15 protein-coding genes are annotated in these 16,038 nt (G+C 71.0%); 6 read left to right on the top strand and 9 right to left on the bottom strand.

Annotated features, from left to right (window positions below):
- Positions 1 to 38: 38 nt before the first annotated feature.
- A complete protein-coding gene (locus NI17_RS01450) occupies positions 39 to 1,037 on the bottom strand; it encodes a YdcF family protein (RefSeq protein WP_119267840.1) in 999 nt (332 codons plus the stop codon).
- Between the two features lie 311 nt (positions 1,038 to 1,348).
- Positions 1,349 to 4,024, bottom strand: coding sequence for a pyruvate, phosphate dikinase (gene ppdK, locus NI17_RS01445; RefSeq protein ID WP_068687862.1), 2,676 nt, complete (start codon positions 4,022 to 4,024; stop codon positions 1,349 to 1,351).
- Positions 4,025 to 4,517: 493 nt separating this feature from the next.
- Here ppdK and trhA point away from each other — a divergent pair, with 493 nt between their 5' ends.
- Positions 4,518 to 5,162, top strand: coding sequence for a PAQR family membrane homeostasis protein TrhA (gene trhA / locus NI17_RS01440; protein ID WP_369975113.1), 645 nt, complete (start codon positions 4,518 to 4,520; stop codon positions 5,160 to 5,162).
- A 74-nt stretch (positions 5,163 to 5,236) separates the two neighbouring features.
- Here trhA and NI17_RS01435 read toward each other — a convergent pair whose 3' ends face one another.
- Both NI17_RS01435 and NI17_RS01430 read right to left on the bottom strand, forming a co-directional pair.
- Positions 5,237 to 6,625 carry a glycine--tRNA ligase gene (locus tag NI17_RS01435; RefSeq protein ID WP_199859902.1) on the bottom strand — a complete coding sequence of 463 codons (1,389 nt, stop codon included), beginning with the start codon at positions 6,623 to 6,625 and terminating at the stop codon, positions 5,237 to 5,239.
- 160 nt (positions 6,626 to 6,785) lie between these two features.
- Positions 6,786 to 7,085, bottom strand: coding sequence for an antibiotic biosynthesis monooxygenase family protein (locus NI17_RS01430; protein ID WP_068687859.1), 300 nt, complete (start codon positions 7,083 to 7,085; stop codon positions 6,786 to 6,788).
- Between the two features lie 143 nt (positions 7,086 to 7,228).
- Here NI17_RS01430 and NI17_RS01425 point away from each other — a divergent pair, with 143 nt between their 5' ends.
- The 4 genes from NI17_RS01425 to NI17_RS01410 are packed head-to-tail and all read left to right on the top strand — an operon-like array spanning position 7,229 to position 9,701.
- Entirely contained in the window at positions 7,229 to 7,588 is a 360-nt protein-coding gene (locus NI17_RS01425) for a DUF6703 family protein (protein ID WP_068687858.1), read from the top strand.
- 34 nt (positions 7,589 to 7,622) lie between these two features.
- Positions 7,623 to 8,429, top strand: a complete 807-nt coding sequence (locus NI17_RS01420; protein ID WP_199859901.1) for a metal ABC transporter ATP-binding protein — start codon at positions 7,623 to 7,625, stop codon at positions 8,427 to 8,429.
- Positions 8,422 to 9,315, top strand: a complete 894-nt coding sequence (locus NI17_RS01415) for a metal ABC transporter permease (RefSeq protein ID WP_068687856.1) — start codon at positions 8,422 to 8,424, stop codon at positions 9,313 to 9,315. Before NI17_RS01420 ends, NI17_RS01415 begins: the two co-directional genes overlap by 8 nt.
- Positions 9,312 to 9,701 (top strand): Fur family transcriptional regulator, encoded by a 390-nt coding sequence (locus tag NI17_RS01410; RefSeq protein ID WP_068687855.1) that lies wholly within the window; start codon positions 9,312 to 9,314, stop codon positions 9,699 to 9,701. Before NI17_RS01415 ends, NI17_RS01410 begins: the two co-directional genes overlap by 4 nt.
- A gap of 18 nt (positions 9,702 to 9,719) precedes the next feature.
- Here NI17_RS01410 and NI17_RS01405 read toward each other — a convergent pair whose 3' ends face one another.
- The 4 genes from NI17_RS01405 to recO form a co-directional block, all read right to left on the bottom strand.
- Positions 9,720 to 10,517 carry an SGNH/GDSL hydrolase family protein gene (locus NI17_RS01405; RefSeq protein WP_068687854.1) on the bottom strand — a complete coding sequence of 266 codons (798 nt, stop codon included), beginning with the start codon at positions 10,515 to 10,517 and terminating at the stop codon, positions 9,720 to 9,722.
- 157 nt (positions 10,518 to 10,674) lie between these two features.
- Positions 10,675 to 11,475, bottom strand: a complete 801-nt coding sequence (locus tag NI17_RS01400) for an SGNH/GDSL hydrolase family protein (RefSeq protein WP_068687853.1) — start codon at positions 11,473 to 11,475, stop codon at positions 10,675 to 10,677.
- Positions 11,475 to 12,326, bottom strand: coding sequence for an isoprenyl transferase (locus tag NI17_RS01395; RefSeq protein ID WP_068687852.1), 852 nt, complete (start codon positions 12,324 to 12,326; stop codon positions 11,475 to 11,477). Before NI17_RS01395 ends, NI17_RS01400 begins: the two co-directional genes overlap by 1 nt.
- Entirely contained in the window at positions 12,323 to 13,054 is a 732-nt protein-coding gene (recO, locus tag NI17_RS01390) for a DNA repair protein RecO (RefSeq protein WP_068687851.1), read from the bottom strand. The genes NI17_RS01395 and recO overlap by 4 nt, the downstream gene beginning before the upstream one ends.
- A 187-nt stretch (positions 13,055 to 13,241) precedes the next feature.
- Here recO and NI17_RS01385 point away from each other — a divergent pair, with 187 nt between their 5' ends.
- Positions 13,242 to 14,099, top strand: a complete 858-nt coding sequence (locus tag NI17_RS01385; RefSeq protein ID WP_068687850.1) for a CAP domain-containing protein — start codon at positions 13,242 to 13,244, stop codon at positions 14,097 to 14,099.
- A 73-nt stretch (positions 14,100 to 14,172) separates the two neighbouring features.
- Here NI17_RS01385 and leuA read toward each other — a convergent pair whose 3' ends face one another.
- Positions 14,173 to 15,876, bottom strand: coding sequence for a 2-isopropylmalate synthase (gene leuA / locus NI17_RS01380; RefSeq protein WP_068687849.1), 1,704 nt, complete (start codon positions 15,874 to 15,876; stop codon positions 14,173 to 14,175).
- Positions 15,877 to 16,038: the final 162 nt, after the last annotated feature.

Below are 16,038 nucleotides of genomic sequence, written 5' to 3'. Positions count from 1 at the left end.
GACACACGTGTTCCCCGCGGCGCGGCGGGGCTTTGCGTTCAGAGCGCGTCGACGCGGACCGTGGCGCTCTCGCCGAAGATCCAGTAGTGCCACAGCGAGGCGGTCTCGCGGGTGATGTACCACAACTGGGTCTCGCGTTCCAGGACGGCGGGGCCCGACCGCGCGGGGGAGGTGGCGGCCTCGATGCCGAAGTCCTCGGCCATCTCCCGGGAACGCAGCGAGTGCCAGGGGTCGCTGACGATCACGGCGGTGCGCCAGCCCTGCTCCTCGAAGGCCATCGCCACGAGTTCCAGACTCTCCAGGGTGTCGCTGCCCTCCTCGATGGCGACGACGCTGCCCTCGGGGACGCCCTGTTCGACCAGCCACCGGGCGCCGCTGCCGCCCTCGGTGAAGTTGTCCCCCGGCTGGTTGCCGCCGACGGTGACCACGGCGGGCGCCACCCCCTCCTCGTAGAGTTCGGCGGCGTGCCGGAGGCGGGCCTCGAAGACCGGTGAGGGGCGGCCGTTGTACTGGCTGGCGCCCAGTACCACGATCGCGTCGGAGGGGGGCCGCTCGTCCTGGCGGGCGGTGTACCAGACCCAGCCCCAGGTGGCGAACGGCAGCGCGACGGCGACCAGGACGAGCAGGGCGAGGGCCCGTAACAGCAGCCGTCCCGGGCCGCGCGGCCGCCCGCGGGAGGGGCGCCGCGTGGTGGGGGTGTCGTCGTCGCCGCCGAACAGGCCGTCGAGCCCGCCGTCGTCCTCCTCGGCGGCGGAGCGGTGGCGCGGCTCCCGCGGCACGGCCGGTTCCGGTGCCCGGGTGAACTGCCGGGTGGCCTCGGAGTGGGCCGGGGCGGCCCCGAATCCCCCGCTGGGTCGGACGAACGTCCGGGCCCGGTCGTCCTCGGGAGGCTCGACGGGTTCGTCCTCCTCGTGGCGGACGAACCGGGCGGTCGGTTCGGGGTCGGCGGAGGTTCGGGCGAACACCCGGGTGGCTTCGTCCCCCGACACGCCGTTCGTCCCCCTCTCGGGTTCGTCGCCGGTCGTGCGCACCCTCACCCCCTGGCCGATCGAGCACGGTCTGCGTGGTGGCCACTCCCCCGGACCCGGAGACCGCGGTGGTCGGACCTCGTGTCGACCGCGGGGGGGCGGACGGCCACGGCGGCGCACCGTGCGGTTGACGACACCCTGACCGGGGCCGCGCGAACCCGGGCCGGGTCCGGCTCGTGCACGCGCGTCCCACGGACAATGCTACGAGAAGGTCACGGACAAAACAGCTGAATGTCCAGTATCAGCCATTTGCGAAGATCGCGCCCCGGAGGGCGAACCCGGGACGCGATCCGGTCGTCCAAGCGGTCACGAGCGCTGTCCTACCGGGCCGCCGCGCGTCCCGCCTCCAGCCGGGCGACGGGCACCCGGAACGGGGAGCAGGAGACGTAGTCCAGCCCCGCCTCGTGGAAGAAGTGCACCGAGGCCGGGTCGCCGCCGTGCTCGCCGCAGACACCCAGCTTGAGGCCCGGACGGGTGGCGCGGCCCTCCTCCGCGGCGGTCCTGACCAGCCGCCCCACGCCGTCGGTGTCCAGCGTCTCGAACGGGGAGACGCCGAACACGCCCTTCTCCAGGTAGTTGGAGAAGAAGGACGCCTCCACGTCGTCCCGGGAGAAGCCCCACACCGTCTGGGTGAGGTCGTTGGTGCCGAAGGAGAAGAACTCGGCGCTCTCGGCGATCTGCCCGGCGGTCAGCGCCGCGCGGGGCAGTTCGATCATGGTGCCGATCGGGAAGTCGAGTTCCACCCCGTTGTCCTCGGCGACCTCCCGCACCGCCCGGACCGCCTCGTCGCGGATGATCTCCAACTCCTGGACGGTGCCGACCAGCGGGATCATGATCTCGGGGCGGGGGCGTCCGCCCTGCTTGACCCGCTCGGCGGCGGCCTGGGCGATCGCGCGCACCTGCATGGTGAACAGTCCCGGGACCACCAGGCCGAGGCGCACGCCGCGCAGGCCCAGCATCGGATTCTGCTCGTGCAGGCGGTGCACGGCCTGGAGCAGCCGCAGGTCACCCTCGTGTGCCTCACCGCGGGCCTCGGCCACCGCCACGCGCACCGACAGCTCGGTGATGTCGGGCAGGAACTCGTGCAGCGGCGGGTCCAGCAGGCGCACGGTGACGGGCAGGCCGTCCATGGCCGCGAAGATGCCGACGAAGTCCTCCCGCTGCAGCGGCAGCAGGGCGGCCAGCGCCTCCTCGCGCTCCTTGTCGGTGTCGGCGAGGATGAGCCGCTCCACCAGGGTCCGGCGGTCGCCGAGGAACATGTGCTCGGTACGGCACAGTCCGACTCCCTGGGCGCCCATGCGGCGGGCGCGGGCGGCGTCCTCGGGGGTGTCGGCGTTGGCCCGCACGTTCATGCGGCGTGCGGCGTCGGCGTACTGCATGAAGCGGTGCACCGCGCGCACCAGTTCGTCGGCCTCGTCGGAGGCGGGGTCGATCTCGCCCTCGAAGTAGCGCACGACCGGGGAGGCGACGACGGGCACCTCGCCGAGGAACACCTCGCCGGTGGTGCCGTCGATGGAGATGACGTCGCCCTCCTCGACGACCCGGCCGCCGGGTGCGACCATGCGGCGGTTCTTGGTGTCGACGTCGAGTTCCTCGGCGCCGCACACGCAGGTCTTGCCCATGCCGCGGGCGACCACGGCGGCGTGCGAGGTCTTGCCGCCCCTGCTGGTGAGGATGCCGCGCGCGGCGATCATGCCCTCCAGGTCGTCGGGGTTGGTCTCACGGCGGCACAGGATGACGTCCTCACCGCTGCGGGACCACTTGATGGCGGTGTAGGAGTCGAACACCGCGCGGCCCACGGCCGCGCCGGGGGAGGCGTTCATGCCCCGGCCCAGCAGGTCGCGTCCGGCCCGCTCGTCGAAGCGGGGGAACATCAGTTGGGCGAGCTGGTCACCGGTGACCCGGTTGACCGCCTCGTCCAGGGTGATCAGCCCCTGGTCGACGAGCTGGTTGGCGATGCGGAAGGCCGCCGCGGCGGTGCGCTTGCCGACGCGGGTCTGCAGCATCCACAGCTTGCCGCGTTCGATGGTGAACTCGATGTCGCACAGGTCCCGGTAGTGCGTCTCGAGCTTCTCCATGATCGTCAGCAGCTCGGCGTAGCTCCCGGGGTCGATCCGCTCCAGTTCGGCGAGCGGGACGGTGTTGCGGATGCCCGCGACGACGTCCTCGCCCTGCGCGTTCTGCAGGTAGTCGCCGTAGACGCCCTGCTGGCCGGTGGCGGGGTCGCGGGTGAAGGCGACGCCGGTTCCCGAGTCCATGCCGAGGTTGCCGAAGACCATGGAGCAGACGTTGACGGCGGTGCCCAGGTCTCCGGGGATGCGCTCCTGGCGGCGGTAGAGGATGGCGCGGGGCGCGTTCCAGGACTGGAAGACGGCCTCGATGGCCCGGCGCATCTGCTCGCGCGGGTCGGTGGGGAACTCGGAGCCGGTCGCCTCGTGCACGATGCTCCTGAAGGTCTCGACGAGACCGGCGAGGTCGTCGGCGTCGAGGTCGAGGTCGCTGGTGACCCCCTTGCGCGCCTTGGCCTCGTCGATGGCGTCCTCGAACAGTTCGCCGTCGATGTCCAGCACGGTCCTGCCGAACATCTGGACCAGGCGACGGTAGGAGTCCCAGGCGAACCGCTCGTTGCCGGACTGGGCGGCCAGGCCCCTGACCGACTCGTCGTTGAGGCCGATGTTGAGGACGGTCTCCATCATCCCGGGCATCGAGAACCTGGCTCCCGACCGTACGCTCACCAGCAGCGGGTCGTCGGGCTGGCCCAGGCGCTTGCCCATCTTCGCCTCGAGCGCGGTGAGCTTCTCCTCGATCTCGGCGTCCAGCCCCGGAGGCGTGGCCCCGTGCTCCAGGTAGTGCCGGCACGCCTCGGTGGTGATGGTGAACCCCGGCGGCACCGGAAGACCGAGATTGGTCATCTCCGCGAGGTTCGCCCCCTTACCCCCGAGAAGGTCCTTGAGGTCCTTGTTCCCCTCGGTGAATTCGTAGACGTACTTGGGCACGGGAACTCCTTTTCACGGCCGGGCGACCTGAGATGGCGCGACTCTACCCGAAGCCGTCCAGCAACTTTCGCCAGCACACCCCCCATTCTAGCGTTTATGCAGGTCAGAAGCATTTGAATGGTTTATACCAATGGTCTGTCTGTTTCGCCGGGATTACTCTGCCTCCTCCCGGGAAAGCTACTGATTCGTACCGTCAGAACAGCAGCTCACAGCCTGTTGAGACCACCGGCCGCCGACACCACCCGGAAAATTGGTCCACCACACAGGACAACCGGACCGGAACGTGCCCAGTGCCACACCACTACCATCAAGTAACCTACGTTCCCGTAAGTTAGTCTCCGAAGGAGGTGCCCGATGCGGCGACCACAGAACAGAGGCGGCGAAGAAGAGCGTGACCGTGCAGTCTGAGGACCGATCCCGCCCGGAGAGCCGGCACGCCTCCTCCCGCCCCCCCGCACAACCGCTCGACCGGGTCGAGGCGGCGGCCTCCGACCTGCTGCACGCGGCCAAGCCCCGCCTGCGCGGCTGGCTGCACCTGGGCACGGCCCCGCTGGCCCTGATCGCGGGCGTCGTCCTGGTGTGGCTCGCGCCCACCGCGGCGGCCCGCTTCGCCAGCGCGATCTACGCGATCAGCGCGGTCCTGCTGTTCAGCACCTCGGCGACCTACCACGTGGGCCGGTGGTCAAGGCGCACGGCGGCGGCCCTGCGCCGGGCGGACCACTCGAACATCTACCTGATCATCGCCGGAACCTACACGCCGTTCGTGCTGCTGGTGCTCGACGGCCCGCTGCGCACCGCGATGCTCGCGCTGATCTGGGGCTGCGCCGCGGCCGGTGTGCTGTTCAAGATGTTCTGGCTCACCGCGCCGCGCTGGCTGTCCACCGTGCTGTACCTGGCGCTGGGCTGGGTGGCGCTGCTGTTCCTCCCCGACCTGGTCCGCGGCGTCGACACCGCCCCACTGGTCCTGGTGCTCGTCGGCGGCGTCCTCTACAGCCTGGGCGCGCTGGTCTACGCCCTGAAGCGCCCCGACCCCGCGCCGCGCTGGTTCGGTTTCCACGAGATCTTCCACGTCCTGACCATCGCGGCCTTCGTCTGCCAGTACATCGCGGTGTTCTTCGTCGTCCGCACGACCGGCTGACCCACGGGCCGCGAACGGGCGCGGCCCCGGACCGGTGAGGTGGTCCGGGGCCGCGGCGCACGGCGGGAAGCGGGTCAGCAGCCGGGCAGCCGCTCCCACAGGTACTGCTCGACCCGGTCCAGGGAGACGCGCTCCTGGGCCATGGAGTCGCGCTCGCGGACGGTCACCGCGTTGTCCTCGAGGGTGTCGAAGTCGACCGTGACGCAGAACGGGGTGCCGATCTCGTCCTGGCGGCGGTAGCGGCGACCGATCGCCCCGGCGTCGTCGAACTCCACGTTCCACCGCCTACGCAGCTTCGCGGCCAGGTCGCGGGCCTTCGGCGACAGGTCGGCGTTGCGCGACAGCGGCAGCACCGCCGCCTTGACCGGGGCCAGCCGCGGGTCGAGCCGCATGACGGCGCGCTTCTCCATCTTGCCCTTGGCGTTGGGCGCCTCGTCCTCGGTGTAGGCGTCCAGCATGAAGGTGAGCAGCGTCCGGTCGACGCCGGCCGCGGGCTCGATCACGTAGGGGACGAAGCGCTCGTTGTTCTCCTGGTCGAAGTAGGACAGGTCGCTGCCCGACTTCTCCGAGTGCGTGGACAGGTCGTAGTCGGTCCGGTTGGCGATGCCCTCCAGCTCGCCCCACTCGCTGCCGACGAAGTTGAAGCGGTACTCGATGTCGACGGTGCGCTTGGAGTAGTGGGACAGCTTCTCCTTCGGGTGCTCGTACAGCCGCAGGTTGTCCTTGTTGATGCCCAGGTCGACGTACCACTGCATGCGGGTGTCGATCCAGTACTGGTGCCACTCCTCGTCGGTGCCGGGCCGGACGAAGAACTCCATCTCCATCTGCTCGAACTCGCGGGTGCGGAAGATGAAGTTGCCGGGGGTGATCTCGTTGCGGAACGACTTGCCGATCTGGCCGATGCCGAACGGGACCTTGCGGCGGGCCGACTGCTCGACGTTCTTGTAGTTGATGAAGATGCCCTGGGCGGTCTCGGGGCGCAGGAACGCCAGCCCGCTCTCGTCCTGGACCGGGCCGAGGTAGGTGCGCAGCAGGCCGTTGAACATCCGCGGCTCGGTGAAGGAGCCCTTGGCCCCGCAGTTGGGGCAGTTGAGGTCGGCCAGGCCGTTCTCGGGCTCCCTGCCGTGCTTGGCCTCGTAGGCCTCGGTGAGGTGGTCGGCGCGGAAGCGCTTGTGGCAGGACTGGCACTCGGTGAGCGGGTCCACGAAGGCGGTGACGTGGCCGGAGGCCTCCCAGACCTCGCGGGCCAGGATGACGCTGGAATCGATGCCGACGACGTCCTCGCGCTCCTGGACCATCGAACGCCACCACTGGCGCTTGATGTTGTTCTTCAACTCCACGCCCAGGGGGCCGTAGTCCCATGAGGCGCGCAGACCCCCGTAGATCTCGCTGGACGGGTAGACCAGTCCCCGACGCTTGGCGAGACTGACCAGGGTGTCCATTGCCTCTGACTTGGCGGCCATAGTGGTTGACTCCATCCATCCGGCTGGCGGTCGGCGGATCGCGGAAAGGCGCGATGCTCGAACGAGTACGGTCACCAAGCCTATTGGACCGGCGGACGGCGCGGGCACAAAGGACGCGCCGGGCCGGTCCGCGCCCTCCGGGAACGGCGTCCGACGCTGCTCAGCCCGTCGAGGGGGACTGCTCGGCCAGGATCTCGAAGGCGCTGGCCTCGTCGTGGGCGGTGGACAGCAGCGGCACCGCGGAGATCTTGACGTCGAAGTCCGACAGCGCCCGGCGGTAGAAGCCCGGCCCGTCCCACTCGGTGACGACCGTCCACAGCCGGGGGTCGTCCACGGCGCGGGCCAGCGACCCCCTGCGGTATCCGGGCCTGCGGGACAGGACCTCCAGCGCGGTCGCGGCGCGGGCGGCGAAGTCGTCGGCGTCCTCGGGGGTGACGGTGTGCCTGGTGATGACGATCACCCGGCCATGCTGCCACACCGGCGCGCGGGGCGGCTCCGCGGTGGTGCGCCCGGGGGTGGCGGACCGGTCCGCGCCGGGAAGGAGGGCGGCGACGGACTCAGTAATCTTGGAGGGTCGCCCCGAACGCCGTGGAGGAGAGCCGGGTGTCCCCCGAACAGCACCGACCCGAGCCCGCCGACCGCCGCTCCCCCGAGGGGGAGCCGTTCTTCACCCCCGGCGCGTCCCGCCTGCGCCGCGCGGTCGAGGAGCGCAGCGCGGTCCCCCTGCTCCTCCTGCACAACGCGCCCCGGTGGGCGCTGCCCGTGGCCATGGTCGGGGTGTTCTTCTCCGGGCTGCTGCTCTCCGGGATCGCGGGCGCGCTGCTGCTGACGGCGCTGGCCGCGTTCTTCGGCTGGCTGGCCTACCTGGCCTGGCCGCGGCTGTCCCGTTCCGAGCGGGCGATGCGGTGCGTGGTGGTGGCGGTCCTGTTCGGCCTGGGCATGCTCCAATCCGGGATATTTTGACAATCATTTTCATTTCCGGCACACTGTAGAAGTGTTGTCACCCACCTCGTCCGCCGAAACCGCACCCGCGTTCTCCGCGCACGACGCCGTCGTGTCCTACGACCGCAGGCCCGTGGTGCACGGCGTCTCCTTCGAGATCGCCCGGGGCGAGACCGTCGCCTTCCTGGGCGCCAACGGATCGGGCAAGTCCACCCTGACCCGCGCCCTGCTCGGCCTGGTGCCGCTCTCCTCCGGACACGTCGAGATCTGCGGGGTCCCCCCGCGCCGCTTCCGCGACTGGGCGCGCATCGGATACGTGCCGCAGCGGCTCTCCGCGGGCGGCGGGGTGCCCGCGACCGTACGCGAGATCGTGGCCTCCGGCCGGATCAACCGGCGCCGCCGGTTCCGCCCCGCCTCGGCGCACGACCGCGCGGCCGTCACCGGGGCGCTGGCCTCCGTGGGACTGCTCGACCGCGCCGACGACTCCGTCCACGACCTGTCGGGCGGCCAGCAGCAGCGCGTGCTCATCGCGCGCGCCCTGGCGGGCGAACCCGACATCTTCGTCATGGACGAACCCATGGCGGGAGTGGACGCGGCCAGCCAGCGGGCGCTGGCCCACACCATCGAGGAGCTGTCCCGCCAGGGCGCCACCGTCGTGCTGGTCCTGCACGAACTCGGCCCCCTGGAGCCGCTGATCGGCCGCGCCCTCACCCTGGACCAGGGCGCCCTGGTCGGCGACGGCGCCCCGCCCCGCCCCGAGGGCGCCTGCGCCCGCCCCGGTCACGACCACGTCCATCCGCACGCCGACGCCGACCGGACCCCGCTGGCCGTCCCCGTCATCGAGGTCTCCCGCCGTGACTGAGATGCTCCAGCTCGACTTCATGGTCCGCGCCCTCATCGCCTCCGCGCTGGTGGGCCTCACCGCCCCGATCATCGGGGTCTTCCTCGTACAGCGCCGCCTGGCCCTGCTGGGCGACGGCATCGGACACGTGGCGCTGACCGGCGTGGGCCTGGGGTTCCTCACCAACAGCTCGCCGGTGCTGACCGCGCTGGTCGTCTCCGCCGCCGGAGCCGTCCTCATCGAACTGGTGCGCGTGCACACCCGCACCAGCGGCGACCTCGCCCTGGCCCTGCTGTTCTACGGCGGCATCGCCGGGGGCGTGTTCCTGACCGGGCTGGCCCCGGGCGTCAACAGCGCCGACCTCACCGGCTTCCTGTTCGGCTCGGTCAGCACCGTGAGCGAGGAGGACGTGTACACGGTCGCCGCGCTGACCGTGGCCGTCCTCGCGGTGATGGGCTACTTCGGACGGGAACTGTTCGTCCTCTGCCAGGACGAGGAGGTGGCCCGCGCGCACGGGCTTCCGGTCCGCTTCCTGAGCATGGTGATCGCGGTCGTCGCGGCGGTCACCGTGGTCCTGGCCATGCGGGTCGTCGGCGTGCTGCTGGTCAGCGCGCTGATGGTGGTGCCGGTGGCCGCGGCCCAGCAGCTCACCCGCAGCTTCGGGGCCACCGTGCGGCTGGCCGTGCTCCTCGGCGTACTCGCCGCCCTGACCGGGCTGACCACCGCGTTCCACACCGACACCGCTCCCGGCGCCTCCATCGTGCTGGTCGCGATCGCGCTGTTCGTGGTGGCGACGGGAACCGGTCTCCTCCTGCGGGGCAGGCGCTCGCGCCCCGCCCCCGAGAAGCGCCCCGAGCCTGTGGTGGGTACGATTTCCGGGACCGATCCGGGGAGCGTTTCGTCATGAGCACACGTCGCGAGACAGTCCGCCAGGCGCTGCACAGGAGTTCCGGCTTCCGCAGCGCCCAGGACCTGTACGCAACTCTGCGGGCCGACGGGTCCAAGATCGGCCTGACCACGGTCTACCGCGCCCTCCAGGCGCTGAGCGACGCCGGTGAGGTCGACGTCCTGATGACCGACGAGGGCGAGGCCGTCTACCGGGCCTGCGCCACCCCCACCCACCACCACCACCTGGTCTGCCGGTCCTGCGGCAAGGCCGTGGAGATCGAGGGCCCCGCGGTGGAGAGCTGGGCGGACAACCTGGCCGCCCAGCACGGCTTCGTCGACCTCACGCACACGCTGGAACTGTTCGGCACCTGCTCCGACTGCGCGGCGGCCGCCCGGCGGCGGTGACTCCGCCGGGGGCCGCTCTCAGCCCAGCGGCTCCAGGTCGGGGCGCTTGGGCCTGATCCCGTCACCGGAGGAGCGGCCGGTCAGCCGACGGTGGATCCACGGCACCAGGTGCTGCCGCGCCCACTGCAGGTCCTCCTGCCTGGCCTCCCGCCAGGGCAGCGGCGGCACCTGGGGCCACGGCTCGCTCCAGTCGCCCTCGACGGGGACGCCCAGCACCTCGCAGACCCGCAGCGCCAGCCTGCGATGCCCCTCCGACGACAGGTGCAGCCGGTCGGCGCTCCAGGCCCGGCGGTCCTGGAGGACCTTCATGCTCCACAGGTCCACCACCGAGCAGCCGTGGCGGTCGGCGATGGCGCGCAGGTGCATGTTGTAGGTGGCGACCTTGCCCCGCAGGTGCTTCATGACCGGTTGGAACCCGGTGTCGAAACCGGTGAAGACCACCACGTCCGCTCCGGCGCCGCGCAGTCTGTCCACCCCGGCCTCGAAGGCCTCGGCGAGCGTGTCGGGGTCGCTGCCCGGCCGGAGGATGTCGTTGCCGCCCGCGCAGAGGGTGACCAGGTCGGGGCGGAGTTCCACCGCCCTGGGCAGTTGTTCGGTGAAGATCTGCCGCAGCAGCTTGCCGCGCACGGCGAGGTTGGCGTACCGCAACTCCCCCACGTGTCCCGCCAGGTGTTCGGCGAAGCGGTCCGCCCACCCCCGGTAGCGGCCCTGCGGCAGGTTCCCGCCGTCCGGGTGGGGGTCGTCGAGCCCTTCGGTGAAGCTGTCACCGAGCGCCACGTAGGAGATGATGTCCTTCCCGATCTGAAAGCCGCTCATGGCAGACGATGATGCACTGCGGATCCACGGTTACGCGACAGTAGGTTTCGGGATCGCCGATTTTTGTAACGGTCCTCACGCGGCACGGCCCCGGAGACGTCCCAGACGGCCTCGCCCCTCGGAGCCGGGCCGCCCGGAACTCCCCCGGGCTGCCGTCTCAGTCCTCCGCCCGGATCTGCGCCTCGGGCGAGTACTTCTCCAGTTCGGGCCGTTTGGCGGTGACGGTGTCGCCGGAGGAGCGGCCGGTCAGCCGACGGTGGACCCACGGCACCAGGTGCTGCCGCGCCCAGCGCGCGTCCTCGCGCAGCGCCTGCCCCCGGGGCACCGGCTCCGCCTCGGGCCAGGGGTCGTCCCAGCGTTGCGCGGTGGGCACCCCGAGCACCTCGCACACCTTCAGCGCGAGCCTGCGGTGCCCCTCGGCGGACATGTGCAGCCGGTCGACGTCCCAGGCGCGCGGATCGGTCAGCACCGGCATGGACCACTGGTCGGCCAGGTGGCAGCCGTGGCGGTCGGCGATGGAGCGGATGTTGAGGTAGTAGCGGGCGAACCGGCCGATGAGCCCCCGCATGTACCCGGTGGAGACGTTGACGCCGGTGAACAGCACCACCTCGGCGCCGACCGCGCGCAGTCTGCGCACCCCGATCTCCAGGGCGCGTGCCAGCCGGTCGGGGTCGCTGCCCGGCCGCAGCAGGTCGTTGCCGCCCGCGCTGAACGTCACCAGGGTGGGGCGCAGCTCCACCGCGCGGGGCAACTGCTCCTCCATCACCTGCCGCAGCAGCTTGCCGCGCACGGCGAGGTTGGCGTAGCGGACCTGCCCCGCGTACCCGGCCAGGTGCGCGGCGAGGCGGTCGGCCCAGCCGCGCGGCGTGCCGTCGGCGTACCAGTCGCCCACCCCCTCGGTGAAGCTGTCGCCGACGGCCACGTAGTCGACCGGGACCCCGGGTTCGACCGCCCTCATCAGCGCTCCCCCTCCGGGTCGGCGGACGACGGCGGCGGCTCCACCGGGTTGGGTTCGGCCCCTCCGTAGCGGCGGTCCCGGCTGGCGTAGATCTCGCAGGCGTGCCAGAAGTGCCGCCGGTCGAAGTCGGGCCAGAGCGTGTCGAGGAACACGAACTCCGCGTAGGAGGACTGCCAGAGCAGGAAGTTGGAGAACCGCTGCTCGCCGGAGGAGCGCACGAACAGGTCCACCTCGGGGATGTCCGGCTGGTACAGGTACCGGGCGAGCGTGGCCTCGGTGACCCGGTTGGGGTTGACGCGGCCCGCGGCGACGTCGCGTGCCAGCGCCGCGGCGGCGTCGGCGATCTCTGCGCGCCCTCCGTAGTTCACGCAGAACTGGAGGGTGAGCTTGGTGTTGTGCCTGGTGAGCTCCTCGGCTTCGGCGAGTTCCCTGATGACGCTCTTCCACAGCCGTCCGTGCCGTCCCGACCAGCGCACCCGGACGCCGCGCGCGTGCAGCTCGTCGCGGCGGCGGCGGATCACGTCGCGGTTGAAACCCATCAGGAAGCGCACCTCGTCGGGCGAGCGCTTCCAGTTCTCGGTGGAGAAGGCGTAGGCGGACAGGTGGGGCACGCCCAGTTCCAGCGCTCCCTCGATCACGTCGAACAGCGAGGACTCACCCGCCCTGTGTCCTTCGGTGCGGGGCAGGCCGCGCTGTTTGGCCCAGCGGCCGTTGCCGTCCATGACGACGGCCACGTGCCGTGGGACGAGTTCCCGGGGCAGCTCGGGCGGCCGGGCGCCGCTGGGGTGCGGCCGCGGCGGGACCGGCTCCCGCCGGGCGGACTTGGACGAGAAGGCGGTGTTGGGACTCACGCACGCTCCACAAGGCGCAAAGATCGGATTCCGTTCTCCAGGTGCCACTGGAGGTAGGCGGCCACCAGGCCGCTGCACTCGGTGCGGTCACGCTCGGCGCTGGCGTCGGCGCTCTCCCAGTCGCCGCGCAGCAGCGCGGTCATCAGCGCCACCGCCGCGGGAGCGGGCTTGACCGAGCCCGCGGGACGGCACAGCGAGCACACCATACCTCCGGCGTGCACCGCGAACTCGCGGTTCGGGCCCTGCGAACCGCAACGGGCACATTCTTCCAGGGCCGGGGCGTACCCGGCGACGGCGAGAGAGCGCAGCAGGTAGGCGTCGAGGACCAGGCGGGGATCGTGCTCGCCCTCGGCGAGGGAGCGCAGCCCGCCCCACAGCAGCAGGAACTGCCGCAGCGCCGGATCCTTCTCCACGCTCACGATCTTCTCCGCGGTCTCCAGCATCGCCGTTCCGGCCGTGTAGCGCGGATAGTCGGCGACCAGGGCGCCGCCGTAGGCGTGCAGGGTGTCGGCCTGGGTGACCACGTCCAACGTCCGACCGGTGTAGAGCTGCAGGTCGACGTGGCTGAACGGTTCCAGCCGCGCGCCGAATCGGGACTTGGTGCGTCGGACGCCTTTGCCGACCGCGCGGACCAGCCCGGTGCGTCGGGTCAGCAGGGTCACGATGCGGTCGGCCTCTCCCAGTTTCTGGGTGCGAAGGACGATGCCTTCGTCGCGGTAGAGGCTCACTCCCCCATTGTCGCCGACGTGTCACCCGGAGGGCGACCCCCCTCCTTCCCGTTTCCCGCCATCCACAACCATCGGACACATCTCGACTGAATAACGCTTCAGGCGCTACTTTCGTCTACGATCATCCCCCAACGGAGAAAAACCGACATCCCGACCCCCAGTCACCCACAGAACGGAGGCAGGGCGAATGTCTGAGGACGACCAGCCCTCGCGCGGCTCCCGGTCGCACCGTCGACGGCGCCGCACCCGGTCCCGGGCTCGGAAGGTGTCCCGTCCGCGACGCCGTTGGCGCGGCCCGCTGCTCGCCGCGCTGCTGTCCGTGCCGGTGGGGCTGGGGTTGGCTGCGGTGCTGGTGTTCGGTTCGGTCGCGTGGCCCGGCGGCGACCCGATCGCCTACGCGCCCGACTCGCTGCTTCCCGACGACGCCTCGGTGCCCACCCCGTTCTTTCCCAGCCCCGAGCCGGGGCAGAGTGCCGCACCGCCCGCTCCTTCGCTCTCCCCCGCCGGGGAGGCCACGCAGCAGCTCGGCGGTGTGGAGACCCGCGCCGAGGAGAGCGATTCCGGCGGCGGTTCGTCCTCGGGCGGCGGTGGCGGCTCCGGCGGAGGCAGCGGCGGCAGCGGAGGCGGTTCCGGAGGGGGGTCGTCCTCCGGCGGGGGCGGTGGGTCCACCGGTTCCATGAACACGCTGAGCGCGCAGGTCTTCGACCTGGTCAACGAGGAACGCGCGGACGCGGGCTGTCCGCCGGTCCACGCGGACGAGCGGCTGACCGCCGCCGCGCAACTGCACAGCGAGGACATGGACCGCAACAACTACATATCGCACACCAGCCTCGACGGCCGTTCCCCGGCCGACCGCGCCGACGCGCAGGGCTACCACGCCTGGTCCGGTGAGAACGTCGCCAAGGGGCAGCGGACCGCCGAACAGGTCATGGACGACTGGATGAACAGCCCGGGCCACCGCCGCAACATCCTCAACTGCGGCAACCGGGCGCTGGGCGTGGGCGAGTCCAACGGCGCCTGGACCCAGATGTTCGGCCGGGAGTGACCTCCCCGGCCCTTCCCCGCCGACGTGCCGGGCGGGGGCGGAACACCGTCCCGCACCCCGCCCGGTCCCCGCGTCAGCTCTGTGCGCGGTTGACCGCGCTGCACACCGCCTTCAGCGAGGCGGTGGTGATGTTGCTGTTGATGCCGACGCCCCACAGGACCCGGCCGTCGACCTCGGCCTCGACGTAGGCGGCGGCGCGCGCGTCGCCGCCCTCACTCATGGCGTGCTCGCTGTAGTCGAGGACGCGGACCTTGATGCCCACACCGGCCAGCGCGTCCACGAAGGCGGAGATCGGACCGTTGCCGGTTCCGGTGATCTCCCGGATCTCGCCGCGCAGCCGCACGTCGGCGCTGATGCGGTAGGTGCCGTCGTCGGTGCTCTGGGAGCGGTGCGCCATGACGCCGGTCACTCCCTCGGACAGGTAGGTTTCGGCGAAGATCTCCCAGATGCGTTCGCCGCTGAACTCGCCGCCCTCGGCGTCGGTGAACTCCTGGACGACCCTGGAGAACTCGATCTGCAGCCGACGCGGCAGGTCGATGGAGTGGTCGCGCTGCAGGACGTAGGAGACGCCGCCCTTGCCGGACTGGCTGTTGACCCGGATGACGGCCTCGTAGTTGCGACCGACGTCCTTGGGGTCGATCGGCAGGTACGGCACGCTCCACCGGTACTCGTCCACGGGGACGCCCGCCGCCTGGGCGTCGGCCTCCAGGGCGTGGAAGCCCTTCTTGATGGCGTCCTGGTGGGAGCCGGAGAACGCCGTGTACACCAGGTCGCCGCCGTAGGGGTGGCGGGGGGCGACCGGCAGCTGGGTGCAGTGTTCGACGATGCGGCGGATCTCGTCGATGTCGGAGAAGTCGACCATCGGATCCACGCCCTGGCTGAACAGGTTCATGCCCAGCGTCACCAGGCACACGTTGCCGGTGCGCTCGCCGTGCCCGAACAGGCAGCCCTCGACACGGTCGGCGCCCGCCATCACGGCCAGCTCCGCCGAGGCCACGCCGGTGCCGCGGTCGTTGTGCGGGTGCACCGACAGGCACACGTACTCGCGGCGCGACAGGTTGCGGCTCATCCACTCGATCTGGTCGGCGTAGACGTTGGGGGTGGCGCGCTCGACCGTGGCGGGCAGGTTCAGGATGATCTCGCGGCCGGGGCCGGGCTGGTAGACGTCCATGACGGCTTCGCACACCTCCAGTGCGAAGTCCAGCTCGGTGTCGACGAAGATCTCCGGCGAGTACTCGTAGCCGAAGTACTCGGTGTCGCCGAGGTACTGCTCGGCGAACTTCATGACGTGCCGGGTGCCCTCGACCGCGATGGCCTTGCACTCCTCGCGGTCCACGCCGAACACCACCCGGCGGAACTCCGGCGCGGTGGCGTTGTACAGGTGCACGGTGGCCCGCCTGGCGCCGACCAGGCTCTGCACGGTGCGTTCGATCAGCTCCTCGCGCGCCTGGGTCAGCACGGAGATCTGCACGTCGTCGGGGATGCGGTCCTCTTCGACGAGGTAGCGCACGAAGTCGTAGTCGGTCTGGCTGGCCGCGGGGAAGCCGACCTCGATCTCCTTGTAGCCCATGCGGACCAGCAGGTCGAAGATCTCGCTCTTGCGGTCGGCGTCCATCGGCTCGATCAGCGCCTGGTTGCCGTCGCGCAGGTCGGTGGAGAGCCACCGGGGGGCCCTGGTGATGGTCTTGGAGGGCCAGGTTCTGTCCGGCAGGTCAACCGGTCTGAACGGCTGATAACGCTGGAAGGGCATGCCACTGGGCTGTTGCTGCGGAATCATGGAAGAAGCTCCCGGAAGGATTCTTGCGGTCGATGCGGCCGACAGCGGACAGGTCGAACCTCCGCGGCGAGGGAGCCGGCCTATCGGCCCCCGCCGCGGCCGCTAAGCAGGAGCAGCTCGCGCAGCATGACAGGAGCCACGTTAGCAGACCGTTCGCACCGC

The organism is Thermobifida halotolerans, from assembly GCF_003574835.2.
Classification (GTDB): Bacteria; Actinomycetota; Actinomycetes; order Streptosporangiales; family Streptosporangiaceae; genus Thermobifida; species Thermobifida halotolerans.
Note: the sequence above shows the minus strand (reverse complement) of the source record. Positions and strands in the feature narration are given on the sequence as shown.